Genomic DNA, 16,556 nt, shown 5'->3' on the forward strand with positions numbered 1-16,556 from the left:
CGGTGCCCCCGCGGGGGGCGCTGCGCTCTGGTGCGGGCCCCTTCTTCCTCCGGCGGGGCCGGGGCAGCAGTGCCCGTCCCCGGCCGAAGTACGACGCGAACCTACGCGTCGAGACCGATGGCGAAGGCCGCCTCCAGGTCGTGCTGCGAGTACGTACGGAACGCGACATGGGTGTCGGTGCCCTCGACGCCCGGGATCTTGCTGATCCGGCCGGGGATGACGTCCGCGAGGTCGTCGTGCCTGGCCACCCGGACCATGGCGATCAGGTCGTACGTACCGGTGACCGAGAAGACCTCGCTGACATTGTCCAGCGCGGCGATGGCCTCGGCGATCTCCGGAATCCGGTCCACGCTGGTTTTGATGAGCACGATCGCGGTGATCACGGCTGGCTTTCTCCCTCGGTGGCCGCGGCTGGAGCCTTCACTCTAGCCCCACCGCGGTAGCGCCCCCAGGCGTAGAGGAAGCCGCAGACGAAGCCGACCACATGGGCGAGATACGCCACCCCGGGACCGCTGCCCGCGCCCTGCGCCGCCATCCACTGCAGTGCGAACCAGAAGATCAGCACGATCCAGGCGGGAAAGCGCAGCGGAACGAAGAGCAGGAACGGGAAGAGGCTGGTCACCCGCGCCCTGGGGAACAGGTAGAGGAACGCCCCGAGCACCGCGGAGATCGCTCCTGATGCGCCGACGAGGGTCTGGTCGGAGTTCGCGTGCGCCGCCGCGTACGCCAGCAGTGCGAGATAGCCGCAGCCGAGGTAGAAGAAGGCGAATTCGGCACGGCCCATCCGCTCCTCGGTCATCGCCCCGAACACGTACAGGAAGAGCATGTTGCCGAGCAGATGAAGCCAGCTGCCGTGCACGAACAGTGCGGTCAGCGGGGTGAGCAGGGCCTGCGCGGAGCCCGCCCACAGCTCGCTCGGGATCACCCCCCAGCGTTCGAAGTACCCGGCCTGGGCGGCGAGCAGGGTGTCGGCGGTGCCGTAGGTGGAGTTGAAGCCGGAGAGCGGGCTGATCAGGAAGACGGCGCAGCACAGGGCGATGAGCGCATACGTCACCTGCGAACCGGCCGCCGTGGCGGCGCGCAGGAGCCTGCCGGTCACTCCGTCTCTCGCGGCCCGCCGATCGATCATGCACAGAGCATGACGCAAGGTGACGGAACGGGACAGACCGCCTCGCCGTGTCTATGGGTATGTGCAAGGCCGTAGGGTTACAGGAGGAGATCCGCAGTTCGACGGCGCACCGCGAGATCCTGTGCGGGAAGCAGTACGACGCTCGACGAAAGAGGACGCAACGATGACGACGGTTCCCCAGCCGACCGACGGGACCCGCTGGCGCTGCACGCTCTGCGGAAATCTCACCCGCTTCGACGTGACCCGCACCTCCAAGGTCGTCGAATACGTCCATCTCGACCTGGCCGGTGAGTCGACCGTCGAGGAACGCGAGGTGGTCAGTGAGACCATCGAGTCGGTCCGCTGCCGCTGGTGCAACGCGGTGGACCAGATCGAACTAGTCGACAGGCCGGGTGCCGACTCCTGACGGGGCCGTGCGGACAGACATTTTGGGGTGACGGATCGTGGAGCAGCCCGATAGCGGCGCCGAGTCGGCCGATGGAGCCGGCGACGCCGTCGAGGCGCTCGACCGCCCGCTGCCCGAAGGCGTTCGGCGGCGGGTCGTCGCGCTGGTCTCGGACGCGTTCGGCGGCCTGACCGTCACCGAACTCCCGGCCCAGCTCAGGCAGTACGCCCGCTTCACCCCGACCCGGCGCGCCAAGTTCGCCGGGAATGCGATGGCGGCCGCCCTGGAGAGCGACACCCTGTTCCGTCAGCGCATCGGCGAACGGCTCCGGGAGTCCCAGTCGGAGCTGGCCGCTGCCGTGGAGGCCGGGTCGCCGCCGGCCGCTGCCGATCCCGTCGATGTGGCCGCGGCAGCCTATGTGCTGCGCCCGGTCGGCTGGGTGAAACTGGTCGCCGCCGCCGGCGAGGAGGTCCAGCGTGCCGACGCCGAGCGGGCCGACGAGGAGAGCCGGCGCGAGCTGGAGCGCCTGCGCGAGGAGCTCGCCCAGGCCCGGGCCCAGACGAAGAGCGAGACCGAACGGCTCCGCGCCGAACTCGACGCGGCCCGCAGGGAAGCCGATTCGCTGCACCGCAAACTGCGGTCCGCCCTCAACGAGGTCAAGCGCGGCGAGGCCGCGGTGCGCCGGGGCAAGGCCGAGGCCGACGCGCTGCGGGCCGAGGCGGCCGCCCGGATCTCCGCCGCCGAGAGCGAGACCCGGCGGCTGCGGGCCCGGCTCGGTGAGGCGGAGGCATCCGTCGAGGCGAGCCGCAGGGCCTCCAGGGAGGGGCGTTCGGTCGAGGACATGCGGCTGCGGCTGCTCCTCGACACGGTGCTCGACGCGGCCCGGGGGCTGCGCCGCGAACTGGCCCTGCCACCCTCCTCGATCCGCCCCGCGGACGGTGTCGACGCGGTCGAGCCCGGCGCGATGTCGCCCAAGGACATTGCCGCCAGGGCTCTTTCGGAGACCGATCCGGCCCTGCTCGACCAGTTGCTCGCGCTGCCGCAGGCACATCTGATCGTGGACGGCTACAACGTCACCAAGACCGGCTATCCGCAGCTCCCGCTGGAGAAGCAGCGGCTGCGGCTGCTGGGCGGTCTCGCGGTGCTCGCCGCGCAGTCCGGCGCCGAGATGACCTGTGTCTTCGACGGGGCCGAACTGGCTGCTCCGGTGCTGCTCGCACCTCCGCGCGGGGTGCGTGTGCTGTTCAGCAAGCCGGGCGTGACGGCCGACGAACTCATTCGCCAGCTCGCCCGCGCCGAACCGCCGGGCAGGCCCGTCGTGGTGGTCTCCACCGACCGTGAAGTGGCGGACGGTGTGGCGAAGGCAGGGGCCAGGCCCGTTGCGTCCGTCTTGCTCCTGAAGCGGCTTTCGCGCGTCTGACGCGCCTTGCGGCCACTTGTCGGAAATCAGGGAACGTACCGTCAGGTCGCCGCTACACCCAGTGTGATGAGAGTAAAGAAGTACCTGTTGAGGCGAGATTTTTCTTGTGAGGATTTGAACTGATCACAAGATGGTCACTAGGGTCGGGCTTCGAACCTTCGCACGGTTGATCACCCATCCGGGGTGGCGGCGAAGGAACCGCCGAGTCCGTGACGTGCACGGAGCCGGGGATTCATTCCCCCACAGCCCGGTAGGCGGCTCTGAGGAAGAAGGAGCTCGCCTTCGTGGCGTCCCACCGTCGTCCCAAGCAGCCGAGCCGCGCCCGTGTGACCGTGCTCACCGCGACCGCCGCCGCGGCCGTGGCCCTGACCTCCCAGGCCGCCCACGCCGACCCCAAGCCGACCAAGAGTGAGGTCAAGGCGAAGGTCGACAAGCTCTACCACGAGGCGGAGAAGGCCTCCGAGAAGTACAACGGGGCCCAGGAGCAGCAGAAGAAGCTCGAAAAGCAGGTCGGCGCGCTGCAGGACAAAGTGGCCCGCGGTCAGCAGGAGCTCAACACGCTCCGCAGCGGCCTTGGTTCGCTCGCTGCCGCGCAGTACCGCTCCGGTGGCATCGACCCGTCCGTGCAGCTCTTCCTCGCCTCGGACCCGGACACCTTCCTCGACGAGGCCTCGGCCCTCGACCAGTTGACGGCCAAGCAGGCCGACTCGCTGGAGAAGATCCAGGAGAAGCAGCGGGCCCTCGCGCAGCAGCGCAAGGAGGCCCAGGACAAACTGAACGACATCGCGGACGTCCGCAAGACGCTCGGCGAGAACAAGAAGAAGTTCCAGGGCAAGCTCGCCGAGGCGCAGCGCCTGCTCAACACCCTGACCGCCGCCGAGCGCGAGAAGATGGCCCAGGACGACCAGCGCGCCAGCCGCGCCGCCAGCGACCGGGTCAACCTGGGCAACGAGGTTCCCGCTTCCGCCCGCGGCGCCGCCGCCCTGAATGCCGCCGCCAGCCAGATCGGCAAGCCGTACTTCCGCGGCGGCACCGGCCCCAACTCCTACGACTGCTCGGGCCTGACCCAGTGGGCCTACGCCCAGGCCGGTGTCCACATCAGCCGCGTCACGTACACCCAGATCAACGACGGCGTGCAGATAGGCCGCAGCGCCCTCAAGCCGGGCGACCTCGTCTTCTTCAACAGCACGTCGCACGTGGCTCTGTATGCGGGCAACAACACCGTTGTGCACGCCCCGTACCCGGGCGCGGTGGTTCGTTACGAGTCGATGAACACCATCGGCAGCTTCCAGTTCGGCGTGCGCGTCAGCTGACGACGCCCGAACGGGGGAATTACCGCGCCCCGCACAGACGGCCCGCCCCGCCGGAGACCACAGGTCACCGGCGGGGCGCCGTCGTATCTGACCTGCACCCATCCGCCACGGCCGTTCGTGCGCTCCGTAGTCGTCCGACTACTGTCTGTCTGCTGTGCGGCTCCCGTCCGTCGGTCCGCCCGTCCCGGGTGGCAGGGGGCCGCGTACAGCGGAAGGGAGTGCGGCGTCCTGTGGTGTCCCATCGCCGTTCCACACAGCCCGGCGTCAACCGGAGCGTCCGGGTCACAGTCCTGTCCGCGGCCGCGGCGACCGCCGCCGCCACGCTCGGGGCAGCAGCCGCGCACGCCGACCCGAAGGGCACGTCCCGGACCGCCGGGGCCGAGATCGACCGGCTGTACAGCGAGGCCGAGCGCGCCACCGAGCAGTACAACAAGGCGGTGGAGGACGCCGACCGGCTGCGGGGCGAGCTGAACCGGGCCCAGGAACGGGCGGCCCTCGGTCAGGAACGGATCAACCGGATGCGCATGGCGATCGGTTCGGCCGCCGCCGCGCAGTACCGCTCCGGTGGCATCGACCCCTCGCTCGCCCTGCTGCTCTCCGCCGATCCGGACAGCTACCTCGACCGGGCAGCCACCCTGGACCGGCTGAACGCCCGTCAGACCACCGCCCTGCGCGAACTCCAGCACGCCCGGCGCGGCCTCGCGCAGGTTCGTGCGGAGGCCGCCCGCTCGCTCGCCTGCCTGGAGCGCGACAAGGCAGCCGCCGCCCGCCACAAACGGACCGTCGAGGGCAAGCTCCGGCAGGCCCGGCAGCTGCTGGCCTCGCTGCCCGCCGCGGACCGGGCGGCCTTCGATCACGCCTCGCGCTCCGGCCGCGATACCTCGTTCTCCGCCCTGGCCGGTTTGCCTGCCGGCTCGTCCCGGGCGGCGGCCGCCGTCATGGCCGTCCGCCGGGCCGTCGGACTCCCGTACATCTGGGGCGCCAACGGACCCGCCGGATTCGACTGCTCCGGGCTGATGCAGTGGGCGTACGCCCAGGCCGGTGTCAGCCTGCCGCGCACCTCGCAGACACAGCGGTACGCCGGCCACATGGTGCCGCTCTCCGAGGCCCGCCCCGGCGATCTGGTCGCCTACCGCTCGGACGCCAGCCATATCGGGATGTACGTGGGCAACGGGCAGGTGATCCACGCCCCGCACCCGGGTGCTCCGGTCCGCTACGACCCGGTCGGCATGATGCCGGTCTCCTCGGTGACCCGCGTCTGACCCGTACCCTCGGTCAGGTGGCTGATCAGGGGTGCACCGCAGGGCGAGGACATGACGGGCGGCGGCGCGCGGCGGGCGCGGCGCTCGCCGGACTGCTGCTCGCGTCCGCCTGCACGGCCCCCGCCACCCCCGACCCCACCGTCCGGGCCATCAGCGCCACCCTGGACCGCCGCGCCGCCGCCGTCCTGGACCACGACCCGGACGGCTTCCTCGCCGCACTCGCCCCCGGGGCCACCGGGCTGCGGACGGCCCAGCGCCGCGAGCTGGCCCATCTCGCCGACGTGCCGCTGAGCTCATGGGCGTACAAGGTGACGGACGTGCGCAGGCGCGGAGCCGACCGGGCCACCGCCGACGTCGAGTTGCGCTACCGGATCGCGGGCTACGACAGTGCTCCGGTCACCGCGGACCGGGTGCTCGACCTGGAGCGGGACCCGGCGGACGGCCGCTGGTACATCACCGCGGACCGGGCCGGCCGGGACGGTGGCCCGCAGCTGTGGCAGCAGGGCGACGTCCAGGTCGTACGGGGCAGGCGAAGTCTCGTCCTCGGTGTGGGGCGGACAACGGCGGAGCTCCGCGCGATCGCGGGTACCGCGGACCGTGCGGTGCCCGCCGTCTCCGCCGCCTGGCCGGAGCGCTGGGCCGGCCGCGTGGTGGTCCTCGTACCGGAGACGGTCGACGACATGGCCGGGCTGCTGGGGTCACCGGCGGCGAACTACCGGGGCATAGCGGCCGTCACCACCGGGGAGACCGGCGGCCGGGCGCCCGCGGACCGGGTGATCGTCAACCCTCAGGCGTACGCGACGCTCGGCACGTTCGGTCAGCGGATCGTCCTCACCCACGAGACCGCCCATGTCGCCACCCGCGCCCGCACCTCCGCGTCCACCCCGACCTGGCTCTCCGAGGGCTTCGCCGACTGGGCGGCCTACCGTGCCGAGCACCGGACCGCCGAGCAGGCCGCACCCGAACTGGCCGACGCGGTCCGGCGCGGTGAGCTGCCCGCCGAACTGCCCGCCGACGAGGACTTCGGGTTCGCGGGAGACTCCGGGCGCCTCGCGAGGGCCTACGAGGGCGGCTGGCTGGCGTGCGCACTCGTCGCCGACCACTGGGGCGAGCAGAAACTCTTCGCCTTCTACCGGGCCGTCGGGGGGCACTCAGGACGGGACGGAGCGGTGGAGCAGGCGATGCAGGACGTGCTCGGCACGACGCCGCAGGAGTTCACGGCGCGCTGGCGGGAGTATCTGCGGTCCCGTCTCGGCTGATCCGCCCCACCGGAGCGGACGCCGGGACCGGCAGCCGGTGCCGGTCCCGGCGGACCGGCGCGGGCACCGTCTCCTTCCACAGCCGCCGGGACGCGACCAGGGCCGCCGCGACCAGCAGACCGTTGCGTACGAACATCAGCGTCACGCCGTGCGCGTCGCTGGTCACCACGTGGATGAACCCGAACGGGAACTCCAGCTGGGTGACGCCCGTCGCGACCAGCACCAGAACGGCCGGCAGCCCCATCCGGGTGGACCGGAAGACCACACAGACCGCCGCGAGACCGACCAGCCACAGCATGTACTGGGGGCTGATCACCCGGCTCGTCGTCGTGAACAGCAGCACCGCCGTGAACGCCGCGTCGGCCGGCGTGCTCACCCCGAAGTCACGGGCCAGCAGCCGCCACACCACCAGCCAGCCGAACGCCGCGATGCTCAGCCCCAGCGCCAGCGTGCTCACCAGCGGCACATGCGGGCCCAGGAACTCCAGCGACCCGTAGTTCAGCTCCACCCGGCCCTGCCAGCCGAACTGCCGCGCCACATGGAAGACCAGCGCCCCCAGCGACTCGACCTCGGTGCCGCGGTCGCGCTGGAACCCGAGAAAGGCCAGCGCTCCCGGCAACGCGGCCGTGCACACCAGCAGCAGCCCGGCCGCCGTCACCGCCGCCGCCGTCCATGAACGGCGGGTCGACTCCCCGCGCGCGGTCCCGGCCAGCAGCAGCACCGGCCACACCTTCAGCAGCGCGCCGAAGGCGGCCAGCGCCCCCAGCACCCGCGGATGCCGTACCCCCGCCAGCAGCGCCGCCACCGCGACCGCCGTCACCATCACGTCGTACCGCGCGTACGCGGTCGTGCCGAGCAGGGGCACCCCCGCCACCCACACCCAGCCGCCTGCGGTCCGCCTGCCGGTACCGCGGCCCGCGTACAGCAGCAGGCCGAGCACCAGCGCGTCGCAGAGGCAGGCGAGGACGAAGAAGGCCGAGGCGTAGTCCAGGAACGGCAGCAGGGCGGGGGAGAGGATGGCGAGCGCCGCAGCGGGCGGGTACTGCCAGGTGACATCGTCCAGCGGATACGTGCCGCTCTTCAGCACCTCGGACCAGCCGTGGTAGATCACCGAGACGTCGCTCGTCACGTCAGGGCCCGGCAACGTGACGACTTTGAAGACGCAGAGCAGCAACGCGGCCCTGGTGAGCGTCCACACCGCGACGGGTGCGAGAAATCTGCCGGTGCCGCCTGCTGCTGTCATGCCCGCGCCCATCCCCTTCGCCAGTGGCTCCGAGCCATGATGCACGGCCTGACGGGGGGCGAGCCACCGAGCCGGGCCGTTCGGTACTGTCGGCGGCGATGGACAAGACCCTGATCGTGACCAACGACTTTCCGCCCCGACCCGGCGGTATCCAGGCATTCCTGCACAATATGGCACTCCGCCTGGACCCCGGCCGGCTCGTCGTCTACGCCTCCACCTGGAAGCGGAGCCCCGAGGGCGTCGCGGCCACCGCCGCCTTCGACGCCGAGCAGCCGTTCACCGTCGTCCGTGACCCTACGACGATGCTGCTGCCGACCCCGCGGGTGACCCGGCGCGCGGTCCAGCTGCTGCGCGAACACGACTGCGCCTCCGTCTGGTTCGGGGCCGCGGCCCCCCTCGGGCTGATGGCACCGGCACTGCGGAGGGCGGGTGCCCGGCGACTGGTCGCCACCACCCACGGGCACGAGGCCGGCTGGGCCCAGCTTCCCGCGTCCCGCCAACTGCTGCGCCGGATAGGCGAGGGCACGGACACGATCACGTACCTCGGCGAGTACACCCGCTCCCGGATCGCCGGCGCGCTCACCCCCGAGGCCGTCGGCCGCATGGTCCAACTGCCGCCCGGCGTCGACGAGAAGACCTTCCACCCGGACTCGGGCGGGGACCGGATCCGGGCCCGGCTCGGACTCTCGGACCGGCCCGTCGTCGTCTGTGTGTCGCGGCTGGTGCCCCGCAAGGGCCAGGACACCCTGATCCTCGCGATGCCCGCGATTCTGGCGCGGGAGCCGGACGCCGTCCTGCTGATCGTCGGGGGCGGACCGTACGCCAAGGAGCTGGAGAAGCTGGCCGCGGAGACCGGCGTCACCGACTCGGTGCGGTTCACCGGGCCGGTGCCCTGGGAGGAGCTGCCCGCCCACTTCGGCGCGGGCGACGTCTTCGCGATGCCGTGCCGCACCCGTCGCGGCGGCCTCGACGTCGAGGGGCTCGGCATCGTCTACCTTGAGGCATCCGCTACCGGACTGCCGGTGGTGGCGGGCGACTCGGGCGGCGCCCCCGACGCCGTACTCGACGGCGAGACCGGCTGGGTGGTGCGGGGCGGTTCCGTCGAGGAGACCGCCGACCGCGTCGCCACCCTGCTCGGCGACCCCGAACTGTGCCGGCGGATGGGGGAGCGGGGCCGGGCCTGGGTCGAGGAGAAGTGGCGCTGGGACCTGCTCGCGGAGCATCTCAAGGCGCTGCTCTGAAGACACGTGGGAGGGGCCCGCACGACCTGTCGCGCGAGCCCCTCCCCGTACACCTGCAACCGCGGGATCAGCCGTGGTAGATCGACTCCACCTCGTCCGCGAAGTCCTTCGCCACGACATTCCGCTTCAGCTTCAGCGAGGGCGTGATGTGGCCGGCCTCCTCGGTGAACTGCGAGGCCAGGATGCGGAACTTGCGTACCGACTCCGCCTTGGACACCGCCGCGTTGCCGTCGTCCACCGCCCGCTGCACCTCGGCCAGCAGCTCCGGGTCCTCGCGCAGCGACACCACCGTCGAGCCGGCCGGCTTGCCGTGGTCCTCGGCCCAGCGGCCCAGGAACTCCTCGTCCAGGGTGATCAGCGCACCGACGAACGGCCGCCCGTCGCCGACCACCATGCACTCCGCGACCAGGGCGTGCCCGCGGATCCGGTCCTCGATCACTGCGGGAGCGACGTTCTTGCCGCCTGCCGTGACGATGATCTCCTTCTTGCGGCCGGTGATCGTCAGATAGCCGTCCTCGTCGAGGGTGCCGATGTCGCCCGTGTGGAACCAGCCGTCGGCCAGCGCGTCGGCCGTCGCCGCCTCGTTGTTCCAGTAGCTCGCGAACAGATGCTCGCCGTGCAGCAGCACCTCGCCGTCGTCGGCGATCCGGACGACCGAGCCGGGCAGCGGCTGGCCGACCGTACCGATCTTCTGCCGGTCCCACGGGTTGAACGCGGTGGCCGCGCACGTCTCCGTGAGGCCGTAGCCCTCCAGCACCGTGAAGCCGATACCGCGGTAGAAGTGCCCGAGCCGCTCGCCCAGCGGCGCACCGCCCGAGATCGCGTACTCGCCGCGGCCGCCGAGCACGGCGCGCAGCTTGCTGTAGACCAGCCGGTCGAAGACCTTGTGCTTGAACTTCAGGCCCATGGACGGGCCCTGAGGGGTACCGAGCGCGCGGCTGTAGGCGATCGCCGCGTTTGCGGCCTTGTCGAAGATCTTGCCCTTGCCGTCGGCCTGCGCCTTGGCACGCGCCGAGTTGTAGACCTTCTCGAAGACCCGCGGCACACCGAGGATGAGCGTCGGCCGGAACGCGGCCAGCTCATCGGTGAGGTTCTTGATGTCCGGTACGCAGCCGAGCCGGATCGGGGCCATCACCGCGGCCACCTCGACCAGCCGGCCGAAGACATGGGCCGCGGGCAGGAAGAGCAGTACGGAGCACTCGCCGGTACGGAAGAGGGGCTTCAGCCGCTCCACCACGTTGCCGCACTCGGCGAAGAAGCTGCGGTGCGTGAGTACACAGCCCTTGGGACGGCCGGTGGTGCCCGAGGTGTAGACGATGGTGGCCGGGTCGTCCGCCTTGGCGCTCGCCATCCGCCGGTCCAGGGTCTCGTCCGAGACGTCCTCGCCGATCGTGGACAGCTGCCGGACCGCGTCGTCCTCGATCTTCCAGATGCCCTTCAAAGAAGGCAGATCCGCCTGGACCGAGATCACGGAGGCCTGGTGTGCCTCGGACTCCACGATGCACAGGGCGGCACCGGAGTCACCGAGGATCCACTGGATCTGCTCGGGCGAGCTGGTCTCGTACACCGGGACGGTGACCGCGCCCGCGCTCCAGATCGCGAAGTCGAGCAGTACCCACTCGTAGCGGGTGCGGGAGAGCAGGGCCACCCGGTCGCCCGCTTCGACGCCTGCGGCAATCAGGCCCTTGGCGGCGGCTCTGACCTCGGCCAGGAACTGGGTGGCGGTGACATCGGTCCACACGCCCGCCACCTTGCGGCTCATCACCGCTGCGTCGGGATGCTGCGCGGCATTGCGGCGGATGAGATCCGTCAGGTTGCCGTCCGAGGGGACCTCGTACAGGGCCGGAAGGCTGAACTCGCGCAAGACTGCTGCTCCTCATCGGGCTCCGGTGCCACGGCTCTGTGTGACGCACCGGCTGCGGTCCAAGACTGGCAGGGTGCTCAGTGAGGTGAGCACGACTGGACTGCCCGGACGTTACCCACCAGTACTCGGTTCCGGATAGGGGGTTCCGGCCAGATGTCTTATGCGTCACACATATCGGTGATCCTCGCGCGCACAGTAGTGCACCCAGGTGACAAGCATGAAGTATTCGCAGGTCCGGCGGGCTCTACCCAGGCCGTCGGTGGCGCCCTAGGGTGATCGTCATGCCAGCCGGAGCGAACAGCCGCGAGGGTGCAACCGCCCGCCGTACCCGGATCCACGTGGTCAGCGACGTGCACGGGAACACCGAAGCCCTGGCCCGGGCCGGGGACGGCGCCGACGCCCTCGTCTGCCTGGGCGACCTGGTGCTCTTCCTTGACTACGCCGACCACTCGCGCGGCATCTTCCCCCAGCTCTTCGGCGTGGAGAACGCCGACCGGATCGTCGAGCTGCGCACCGCCCGCCGCTACGAGGAGGCCCGTGACTTCGGCCGCCGTCTCTGGGCAAGCCTGGACCGCGATGCCGCCATCGTCGGTGCGGTGCGCCATCAGTACGCCGAGATGTTCGCGGCCTTCCCCACACCGACGTATGCCACGTACGGCAATGTCGATATCCCTGATCTCTGGCCCGAATACGCCCGCCCCGGCACCACCGTCCTGGACGGCGAACGCATCGAGATCGGCGGTCGCGTCTTCGGCTTCGTCGGCGGCGGACTCCGAACCCCGATGCGCACCCCGTACGAGATCAGTGACGAGGAGTACGCCGCCAAGATCGAGGCGGTCGGTGAGGTGGACGTCCTGTGCACGCACATCCCGCCCGACGTACCGGAGCTGACCTACGACACGGTGGCGCGGCGGTTCGAGCGCGGCAGCAGGGCGCTCCTCTACGCGATCCGCCGGACCCGCCCCCGGTACGCCGTCTTCGGCCACGTCCACCAGCCGCTGGTCCGCCGGATGCGGATCGGCGCCACCGAATGCGTCAACGTCGGTCACTTCGCCTCGACCGGCCGGCCCTGGGCCCTGGAGTGGTGACCACACGGCCCTGACCCTGGGACGATGCGCTCCCCGCACGCGATAGCCTTCTGGCGGCAGGCCTCTGCCGACCGACCGGTACACCGCACTGGAGGAGCCACAGCGATGGCTGAACACACCAGCTCGACCATCACGATCGAGGCGGCACCGGCCGACGTCATGGGCGTCATCGCCGACTTCGACCGGTACCCGGAGTGGACTGGTGAGGTCAAGGAGGCCGAGGTCCTCGCCAAGGACGAGCAGGGCCGCGCCGAGAAGGTCCGGCTGGTCCTCGACGCCGGTGCGATCAAGGACGACCACACGCTCGCCTACACCTGGACCGACGACCACGAGGTCAGCTGGACCCTGGTCAAGTCCCAGATGCTGCGCGCCATCGACGGCTCCTACGCACTGGCCCCGCTCGGCGACGGCAGCCGCACCGAGGTCACCTACCGGCTGACCGTCGACGTCAAGATCCCGATGCTCGGCATGATCAAGCGCAAGGCGGAGAAGGTCATCATCGACCGCGCGCTGGCCGGTCTGAAGAAGCGCGTCGAGTCACTTCCGCGAGGCTGACCGGATGCGTACGGTCCTCGTCACCGGCCCCGGCGGCGCCGGCCGTACCACTATTGCGGCGGCGACCGCACTGGCCGCGGCCCGCCGCGGCCGCCGCACACTGCTGCTCTCCGCCGACGCCATACCCGGTTTCCCCACCGGCACGGAAGCCACCGAGGTCACCGAGGGACTCCGGTTCGCCCGCATCGACTCCGGCGAGCACTTCCGTACCGAACTTCTCGCCCTCCAGGACCAGGCGTCCTCCGTACTCGGCCTGCTCGGCGGGAACCGGCTCGACGGCGAGGAGCTGACCGAACTCCCCGGCAGCACCCAGCTGGCCCTGCTGCACACCCTGCGCCGGGCCGCCCGGGGCGACTGGTCGCGCGACGGCTACGACACCCTCGTCGTCGACCTGCCCCCGCTGCGCGAAGCCCTCGCCGTACTCGCCCTGCCCGAACAGCTGCGCCGCTATCTGCGCCGCCTGCTCCCCCCGGAGCGCCAGGCCGCCCGCGCCCTGCGCCCGATGCTCGCCCAGCTCGCCGGCGTCCCGATGCCCGCCCAGTGGCTGTACGAGACCGCCGCCCGCCGGGACGCCGAGCTGGCCTCCGTCCAGACCCTGGTCGAGGACCGCAGCACCACGGTCCGCCTCGTCGCCGAACCGGGACCCGCCGCCGAGGACGCCCTGCACACCGCCCGCACCGGACTCGCCCTGCACGGGCTGCGCGTCGACACGCTCACCGTCAACCGGGTGCTGCCCAGGCATTCCTCCGACCCCTGGTTCGCCGATCTCGCCGCCCAGCAGGAAAAGTGCATCGGCCACTGGTACGAGGAGTGGGTACCGGCTGCGTCCCTGCGCGAGGTGCCCCATCTCGGCCGGGACCCGCAGGGGCTCGACGACCTCACCCTTCTCGACACCTTGTCGAGCTGCACCACCTTCGAGGCGGCGGGCACCGGCGGCGGGCTCTTCGCGGGGGACGGGCTCGCCGTCGAGCTGGACGACCGGCCGGGCGGACGCGCCGAGGACCCCTGGTGGGTCGAGGACCCGAACGCCCCGGACGGCCACGACGAGCTGCGGGAACCGCTCCGTGGCCGACCGGACGCGACCGCCTCGCCGCGGCCGGCCGTCGGTGAGGACGGCGACGGGGTCCTGGTCTGGTGCCTGCCGCTGCCCGGAGCCGTCAAGGAGAACCTGCAGCTGGTCCGGCGCGGCGACGAACTGCTCCTGACCGTCGGCCCGTTCCACCGGATCGTGCCGCTGGAGTCCGGACTGCGCCGCTGCACCGTCTCCGGCGCCGCGCTGACGGACGGTGTGCTGCGGGTCCGGTTCACACCGGACCCCGCACTGTGGCCGCGTACCTCCTGAACGGCGTACCACCGTTCGGGTAACGTCGGTAGTACGCGTCCCGTACACGGCGGTGGACCACACCCCCGCACGCGCGACGTCCGCAACCACGTCGCAGGAGTCCGCCATGAGCGAAGCCACCGATCGTCCCGCCGACGACGACGCGTGGGCCAAGGCCTGCGCCGAGGACCTGGAAACCGAGAAGGCCCGTCGCCGCGCCGAGTACGGCCCGCCGACCGGTTCCGCGGCCGAGGAGCTCCGCAAGTTGGTCGATGCCGTGGCCGACAAGGTCGCCTCCCTCCAGTCACCGCTGTTCGGCGTCGCCGCCCAGGGCGCCGTACAGCAGGTGATCAAGCAGGCGAAGGCCGCCGTCGAGCCCGTCATCGAACGCAATCCGGACGTCTTCGGCCACATCGCCGCGGCCGGCAGTGAACTCCTCGCCGCCTACCGCTCCGCCGTCGAAGGCCAGGAACGCCGCTGGACCCAGGGCGCCGCCGACCCCGGCGGCGCCTCGAAGAAGGCCGGCGACCCCACCGACCCGCGTGACGACGACAGCGGGCCGGGCGAACACATCGACCTGGACTGACCGGCACCGATAGGGCGGGAAGCGGGGCTCGGGTACGGTTGGCCATAGCGGGGCTCGACCGAAACTGAGGGATTTATGGGACTCACCATCGGCGTCGATATCGGCGGCACGAAGATCGCGGCTGGAGTGGTCGACGAAGAGGGCCGGATCCTCTCGATGTTCAAGGTGTCGACCCCGCCGACGGCTGAAGGCATCGTGGACGCGATCGCGGCGGCGGTGTCCGGCGCCAGCGAGGGACACGAGGTCGAAGCGGTCGGCATCGGCGCTGCCGGATACGTCGACGACAAGCGGGCCACTGTGCTGTTCGCGCCGAACATCAACTGGCGGCACGAGCCGCTGAAGGACAAGGTCGAGCAGCGCGTCGGCCTCCCCGTCGTCGTCGAGAACGACGCCAACGCGGCGGCCTGGGGCGAATACCGCTTCGGTGCAGGCCAGGGCCACGACGACGTCATCTGCATCACGCTCGGCACCGGCCTCGGCGGCGGCATCATCATCGGCAACAAACTGCGCCGCGGACGCTTCGGTGTGGCCGCCGAATTCGGCCACATCCGGGTCGTCCCGGACGGGCTGCTCTGCGGCTGCGGCAGTCAGGGCTGTTGGGAGCAGTACGCATCCGGGCGCGCGCTCGTCCGGTACGCGAAGCAGCGTGCCAACGCCACCCCGGAGAACGCCGCAGTCCTTCTCGCTCTGGGCGACGGCACGGTGGACGGTATCGAGGGCAAGCACATCAGCGCGGCCGCCCGGCAGGGCGACCCGGTGGCGATCGACTCGTTCCGCGAGCTGGCCCGCTGGGCCGGCGCCGGACTCGCCGACCTCGCCTCGCTCTTCGACCCGTCCGCGTTCATCGTCGGCGGCGGCGTCTCGGACGAGGGCGATCTCGTCCTCGACCCGATCCGCAAGTCGTTCCGGCGCTGGCTGATCGGCGGCGAATGGCGGCCGCACGCCCAGGTGCTCGCGGCCCAACTGGGTGGCAAGGCAGGCCTGGTGGGCGCGGCCGACCTGGCCCGCCAGGGCTGAGCCCACCACGTCACGGACAACACCGGACGCCCGTCGCGCCCTCACCGGGAGCGGCGGGCGTCCGTCGTATGGTGAGCCGTATGGTCATGACAGAGCTGCCCGACTCCCGTACCGAGCCGGACGGTTCGGCCGTCATCAGAGTGCTCAGCTACAACATCCGGTCGATGCGCGACGACCGTGAGGCGCTGGCCCGTGTCATCCGAGCCTGCGCACCCGATCTGGTCTTCATCCAGGAGGCCCCGCGCTTTTTCCGCTGGCGCAAGCGCGCCGCCTGGCTTGCCGCCCACACCGACCTGGTGGTCCTCTCCGGCGGCGCCACCGCCGCCGGGCCCCTGCTCCTGTGCTCGCTGCGCGCCACCGTGGAACGCACGGAGGACCTGCTGCTGCCGCGCACCCCCGGACTGCACCGCAGAGGCTTCGCCACAGCGGTGGTACGGATCGGGGGCACCCGGATCGGCCTGCTGAGCTGCCATCTGAGCCTGCGCCACGAGGAGCGCGTGGTCCAGGCGGACCTGCTGCTCGACCGGCTGGACGCCATGGCGGTCGAGCACGTCATCGTGGCGGGCGACCTCAACGACGCACCGGAGGGGAAAGCCTTCCAGATGCTGGCCGGGCGGCTCCAGGACGGCCGGTCCGTCCGGCCGTGGGGTGGCGAGCTCACCTTCCCGGCCCACGATCCGCGCCTGCGCATCGACGCGGTCTTCGCGAGCAGAGGCATCGAAGTCCTCGGCTGCGGAGTCCCGTCGGGCCTGCCCGGCGTCACGGAACAGGACCTGCGCGCGGCCACCGACCATCTGCCGGTGCTGGCCGCGCTCAGGGTGCCCGCCGTGTCCTCGCCCACGACCGGACACCCTCGGCCGGCCTGATCCGGGG

16 protein-coding genes are annotated in these 16,556 nt (G+C 71.3%); 12 read left to right on the forward strand and 4 right to left on the reverse strand.

The features are described from left to right. Positions 1-101: 101 nt before the first annotated feature. Positions 102-383: an Lrp/AsnC ligand binding domain-containing protein gene (locus tag AB0915_RS19915; protein WP_037694047.1), complete on the reverse strand. Its 282-nt coding sequence runs from the start codon at positions 381-383 to the stop codon at positions 102-104. Beyond that, positions 380-1,129 carry a rhomboid family intramembrane serine protease gene (locus tag AB0915_RS19920; protein ID WP_366692339.1) on the reverse strand — a complete coding sequence of 250 codons (750 nt, stop codon included), beginning with the start codon at positions 1,127-1,129 and terminating at the stop codon, positions 380-382. Before AB0915_RS19920 ends, AB0915_RS19915 begins: the two co-directional genes overlap by 4 nt. A gap of 163 nt (positions 1,130-1,292) precedes the next feature. Here AB0915_RS19920 and AB0915_RS19925 point away from each other — a divergent pair, with 163 nt between their 5' ends. The 5 genes from AB0915_RS19925 (at position 1,293) to AB0915_RS19945 (ending at position 6,768) form a co-directional block, all read left to right on the forward strand. Then, positions 1,293-1,535 carry a hypothetical protein gene (locus AB0915_RS19925; protein WP_266986548.1) on the forward strand — a complete coding sequence of 81 codons (243 nt, stop codon included), beginning with the start codon at positions 1,293-1,295 and terminating at the stop codon, positions 1,533-1,535. Between the two features lie 37 nt (positions 1,536-1,572). Continuing rightward, on the forward strand, positions 1,573-2,934 hold the full coding sequence (locus AB0915_RS19930) for an NYN domain-containing protein (protein WP_366692340.1): 1,362 nt from the start codon (positions 1,573-1,575) through the stop codon (positions 2,932-2,934). A gap of 284 nt (positions 2,935-3,218) precedes the next feature. Next, positions 3,219-4,247, forward strand: a complete 1,029-nt coding sequence (locus AB0915_RS19935; RefSeq protein WP_366692341.1) for an NlpC/P60 family protein — start codon at positions 3,219-3,221, stop codon at positions 4,245-4,247. 230 nt (positions 4,248-4,477) lie between these two features. Next, positions 4,478-5,509: an NlpC/P60 family protein gene (locus AB0915_RS19940; protein WP_366692342.1), complete on the forward strand. Its 1,032-nt coding sequence runs from the start codon at positions 4,478-4,480 to the stop codon at positions 5,507-5,509. Positions 5,510-5,526: 17 nt separating this feature from the next. Beyond that, complete coding sequence (locus AB0915_RS19945; protein WP_366692343.1) at positions 5,527-6,768, forward strand: hypothetical protein; 1,242 nt, start codon at positions 5,527-5,529, stop codon at positions 6,766-6,768. On the opposite strand, the gene AB0915_RS19950 is transcribed toward AB0915_RS19945, so the two are convergent. Continuing rightward, complete coding sequence (locus tag AB0915_RS19950; RefSeq protein WP_366692344.1) at positions 6,725-8,011, reverse strand: glycosyltransferase family 87 protein; 1,287 nt, start codon at positions 8,009-8,011, stop codon at positions 6,725-6,727. The genes AB0915_RS19945 and AB0915_RS19950 overlap by 44 nt on opposite strands. A 98-nt stretch (positions 8,012-8,109) precedes the next feature. Between AB0915_RS19950 and AB0915_RS19955 the strand changes: the two genes are divergently transcribed. Beyond that, positions 8,110-9,252 (forward strand): glycosyltransferase family 4 protein, encoded by a 1,143-nt coding sequence (locus tag AB0915_RS19955; RefSeq protein WP_366692345.1) that lies wholly within the window; start codon positions 8,110-8,112, stop codon positions 9,250-9,252. A gap of 67 nt (positions 9,253-9,319) precedes the next feature. Here AB0915_RS19955 and AB0915_RS19960 read toward each other — a convergent pair whose 3' ends face one another. Continuing rightward, the gene (locus AB0915_RS19960) at positions 9,320-11,116 is read right to left on the reverse strand and encodes an AMP-dependent synthetase/ligase (RefSeq protein WP_366692346.1); all 1,797 of its coding nucleotides are present in this window, start codon (positions 11,114-11,116) and stop codon (positions 9,320-9,322) included. 281 nt (positions 11,117-11,397) lie between these two features. Here AB0915_RS19960 and AB0915_RS19965 point away from each other — a divergent pair, with 281 nt between their 5' ends. The 6 genes from AB0915_RS19965 to AB0915_RS19990 all read left to right on the forward strand — a co-directional run bounded on the left by AB0915_RS19965 (position 11,398) and on the right by AB0915_RS19990 (position 16,549). After that, positions 11,398-12,204: a metallophosphoesterase gene (locus AB0915_RS19965; RefSeq protein WP_366692347.1), complete on the forward strand. Its 807-nt coding sequence runs from the start codon at positions 11,398-11,400 to the stop codon at positions 12,202-12,204. A gap of 105 nt (positions 12,205-12,309) precedes the next feature. Then, positions 12,310-12,759, forward strand: coding sequence for an SRPBCC family protein (locus AB0915_RS19970; RefSeq protein WP_366692348.1), 450 nt, complete (start codon positions 12,310-12,312; stop codon positions 12,757-12,759). Positions 12,760-12,763: 4 nt separating this feature from the next. Beyond that, positions 12,764-14,101 carry an ArsA-related P-loop ATPase gene (locus AB0915_RS19975; protein WP_366692349.1) on the forward strand — a complete coding sequence of 446 codons (1,338 nt, stop codon included), beginning with the start codon at positions 12,764-12,766 and terminating at the stop codon, positions 14,099-14,101. Positions 14,102-14,207: 106 nt separating this feature from the next. Further along, on the forward strand, positions 14,208-14,666 hold the full coding sequence (locus tag AB0915_RS19980; protein ID WP_366692350.1) for a DUF5304 domain-containing protein: 459 nt from the start codon (positions 14,208-14,210) through the stop codon (positions 14,664-14,666). A gap of 75 nt (positions 14,667-14,741) precedes the next feature. Continuing rightward, positions 14,742-15,683, forward strand: a complete 942-nt coding sequence (locus AB0915_RS19985; RefSeq protein WP_366692351.1) for an ROK family glucokinase — start codon at positions 14,742-14,744, stop codon at positions 15,681-15,683. An 80-nt stretch (positions 15,684-15,763) separates the two neighbouring features. Beyond that, a complete protein-coding gene (locus AB0915_RS19990; protein WP_366692352.1) occupies positions 15,764-16,549 on the forward strand; it encodes an endonuclease/exonuclease/phosphatase family protein in 786 nt (261 codons plus the stop codon). Positions 16,550-16,556: the final 7 nt, after the last annotated feature.

It is taken from the genome of Streptomyces sp. NPDC048411, from assembly GCF_040704695.1.
Taxonomy (GTDB): domain Bacteria; phylum Actinomycetota; class Actinomycetes; order Streptomycetales; family Streptomycetaceae; genus Streptomyces.

What these genes read in the sequence shown, in the direction of transcription:
- AB0915_RS19920 (WP_366692339.1), bottom strand. Translation starts at nt 1,129, where the DNA reads ATGATCGATCGGCGGGCCGCGAGAGACGGAGTGACCGGCAGGCTCCTG.
- AB0915_RS19925 (WP_266986548.1), top strand. Translation starts at nt 1,293, where the DNA reads ATGACGACGGTTCCCCAGCCGACCGACGGGACCCGCTGGCGCTGCACG.
- AB0915_RS19950 (WP_366692344.1), bottom strand. Translation starts at nt 8,011, where the DNA reads ATGACAGCAGCAGGCGGCACCGGCAGATTTCTCGCACCCGTCGCGGTG.
- AB0915_RS19955 (WP_366692345.1), top strand. Translation starts at nt 8,110, where the DNA reads ATGGACAAGACCCTGATCGTGACCAACGACTTTCCGCCCCGACCCGGC.
- AB0915_RS19965 (WP_366692347.1), top strand. Translation starts at nt 11,398, where the DNA reads ATGCCAGCCGGAGCGAACAGCCGCGAGGGTGCAACCGCCCGCCGTACC.
- AB0915_RS19970 (WP_366692348.1), top strand. Translation starts at nt 12,310, where the DNA reads ATGGCTGAACACACCAGCTCGACCATCACGATCGAGGCGGCACCGGCC.
- AB0915_RS19975 (WP_366692349.1), top strand. Translation starts at nt 12,764, where the DNA reads ATGCGTACGGTCCTCGTCACCGGCCCCGGCGGCGCCGGCCGTACCACT.
- AB0915_RS19980 (WP_366692350.1), top strand. Translation starts at nt 14,208, where the DNA reads ATGAGCGAAGCCACCGATCGTCCCGCCGACGACGACGCGTGGGCCAAG.
- AB0915_RS19985 (WP_366692351.1), top strand. Translation starts at nt 14,742, where the DNA reads ATGGGACTCACCATCGGCGTCGATATCGGCGGCACGAAGATCGCGGCT.
- AB0915_RS19990 (WP_366692352.1), top strand. Translation starts at nt 15,764, where the DNA reads ATGGTCATGACAGAGCTGCCCGACTCCCGTACCGAGCCGGACGGTTCG.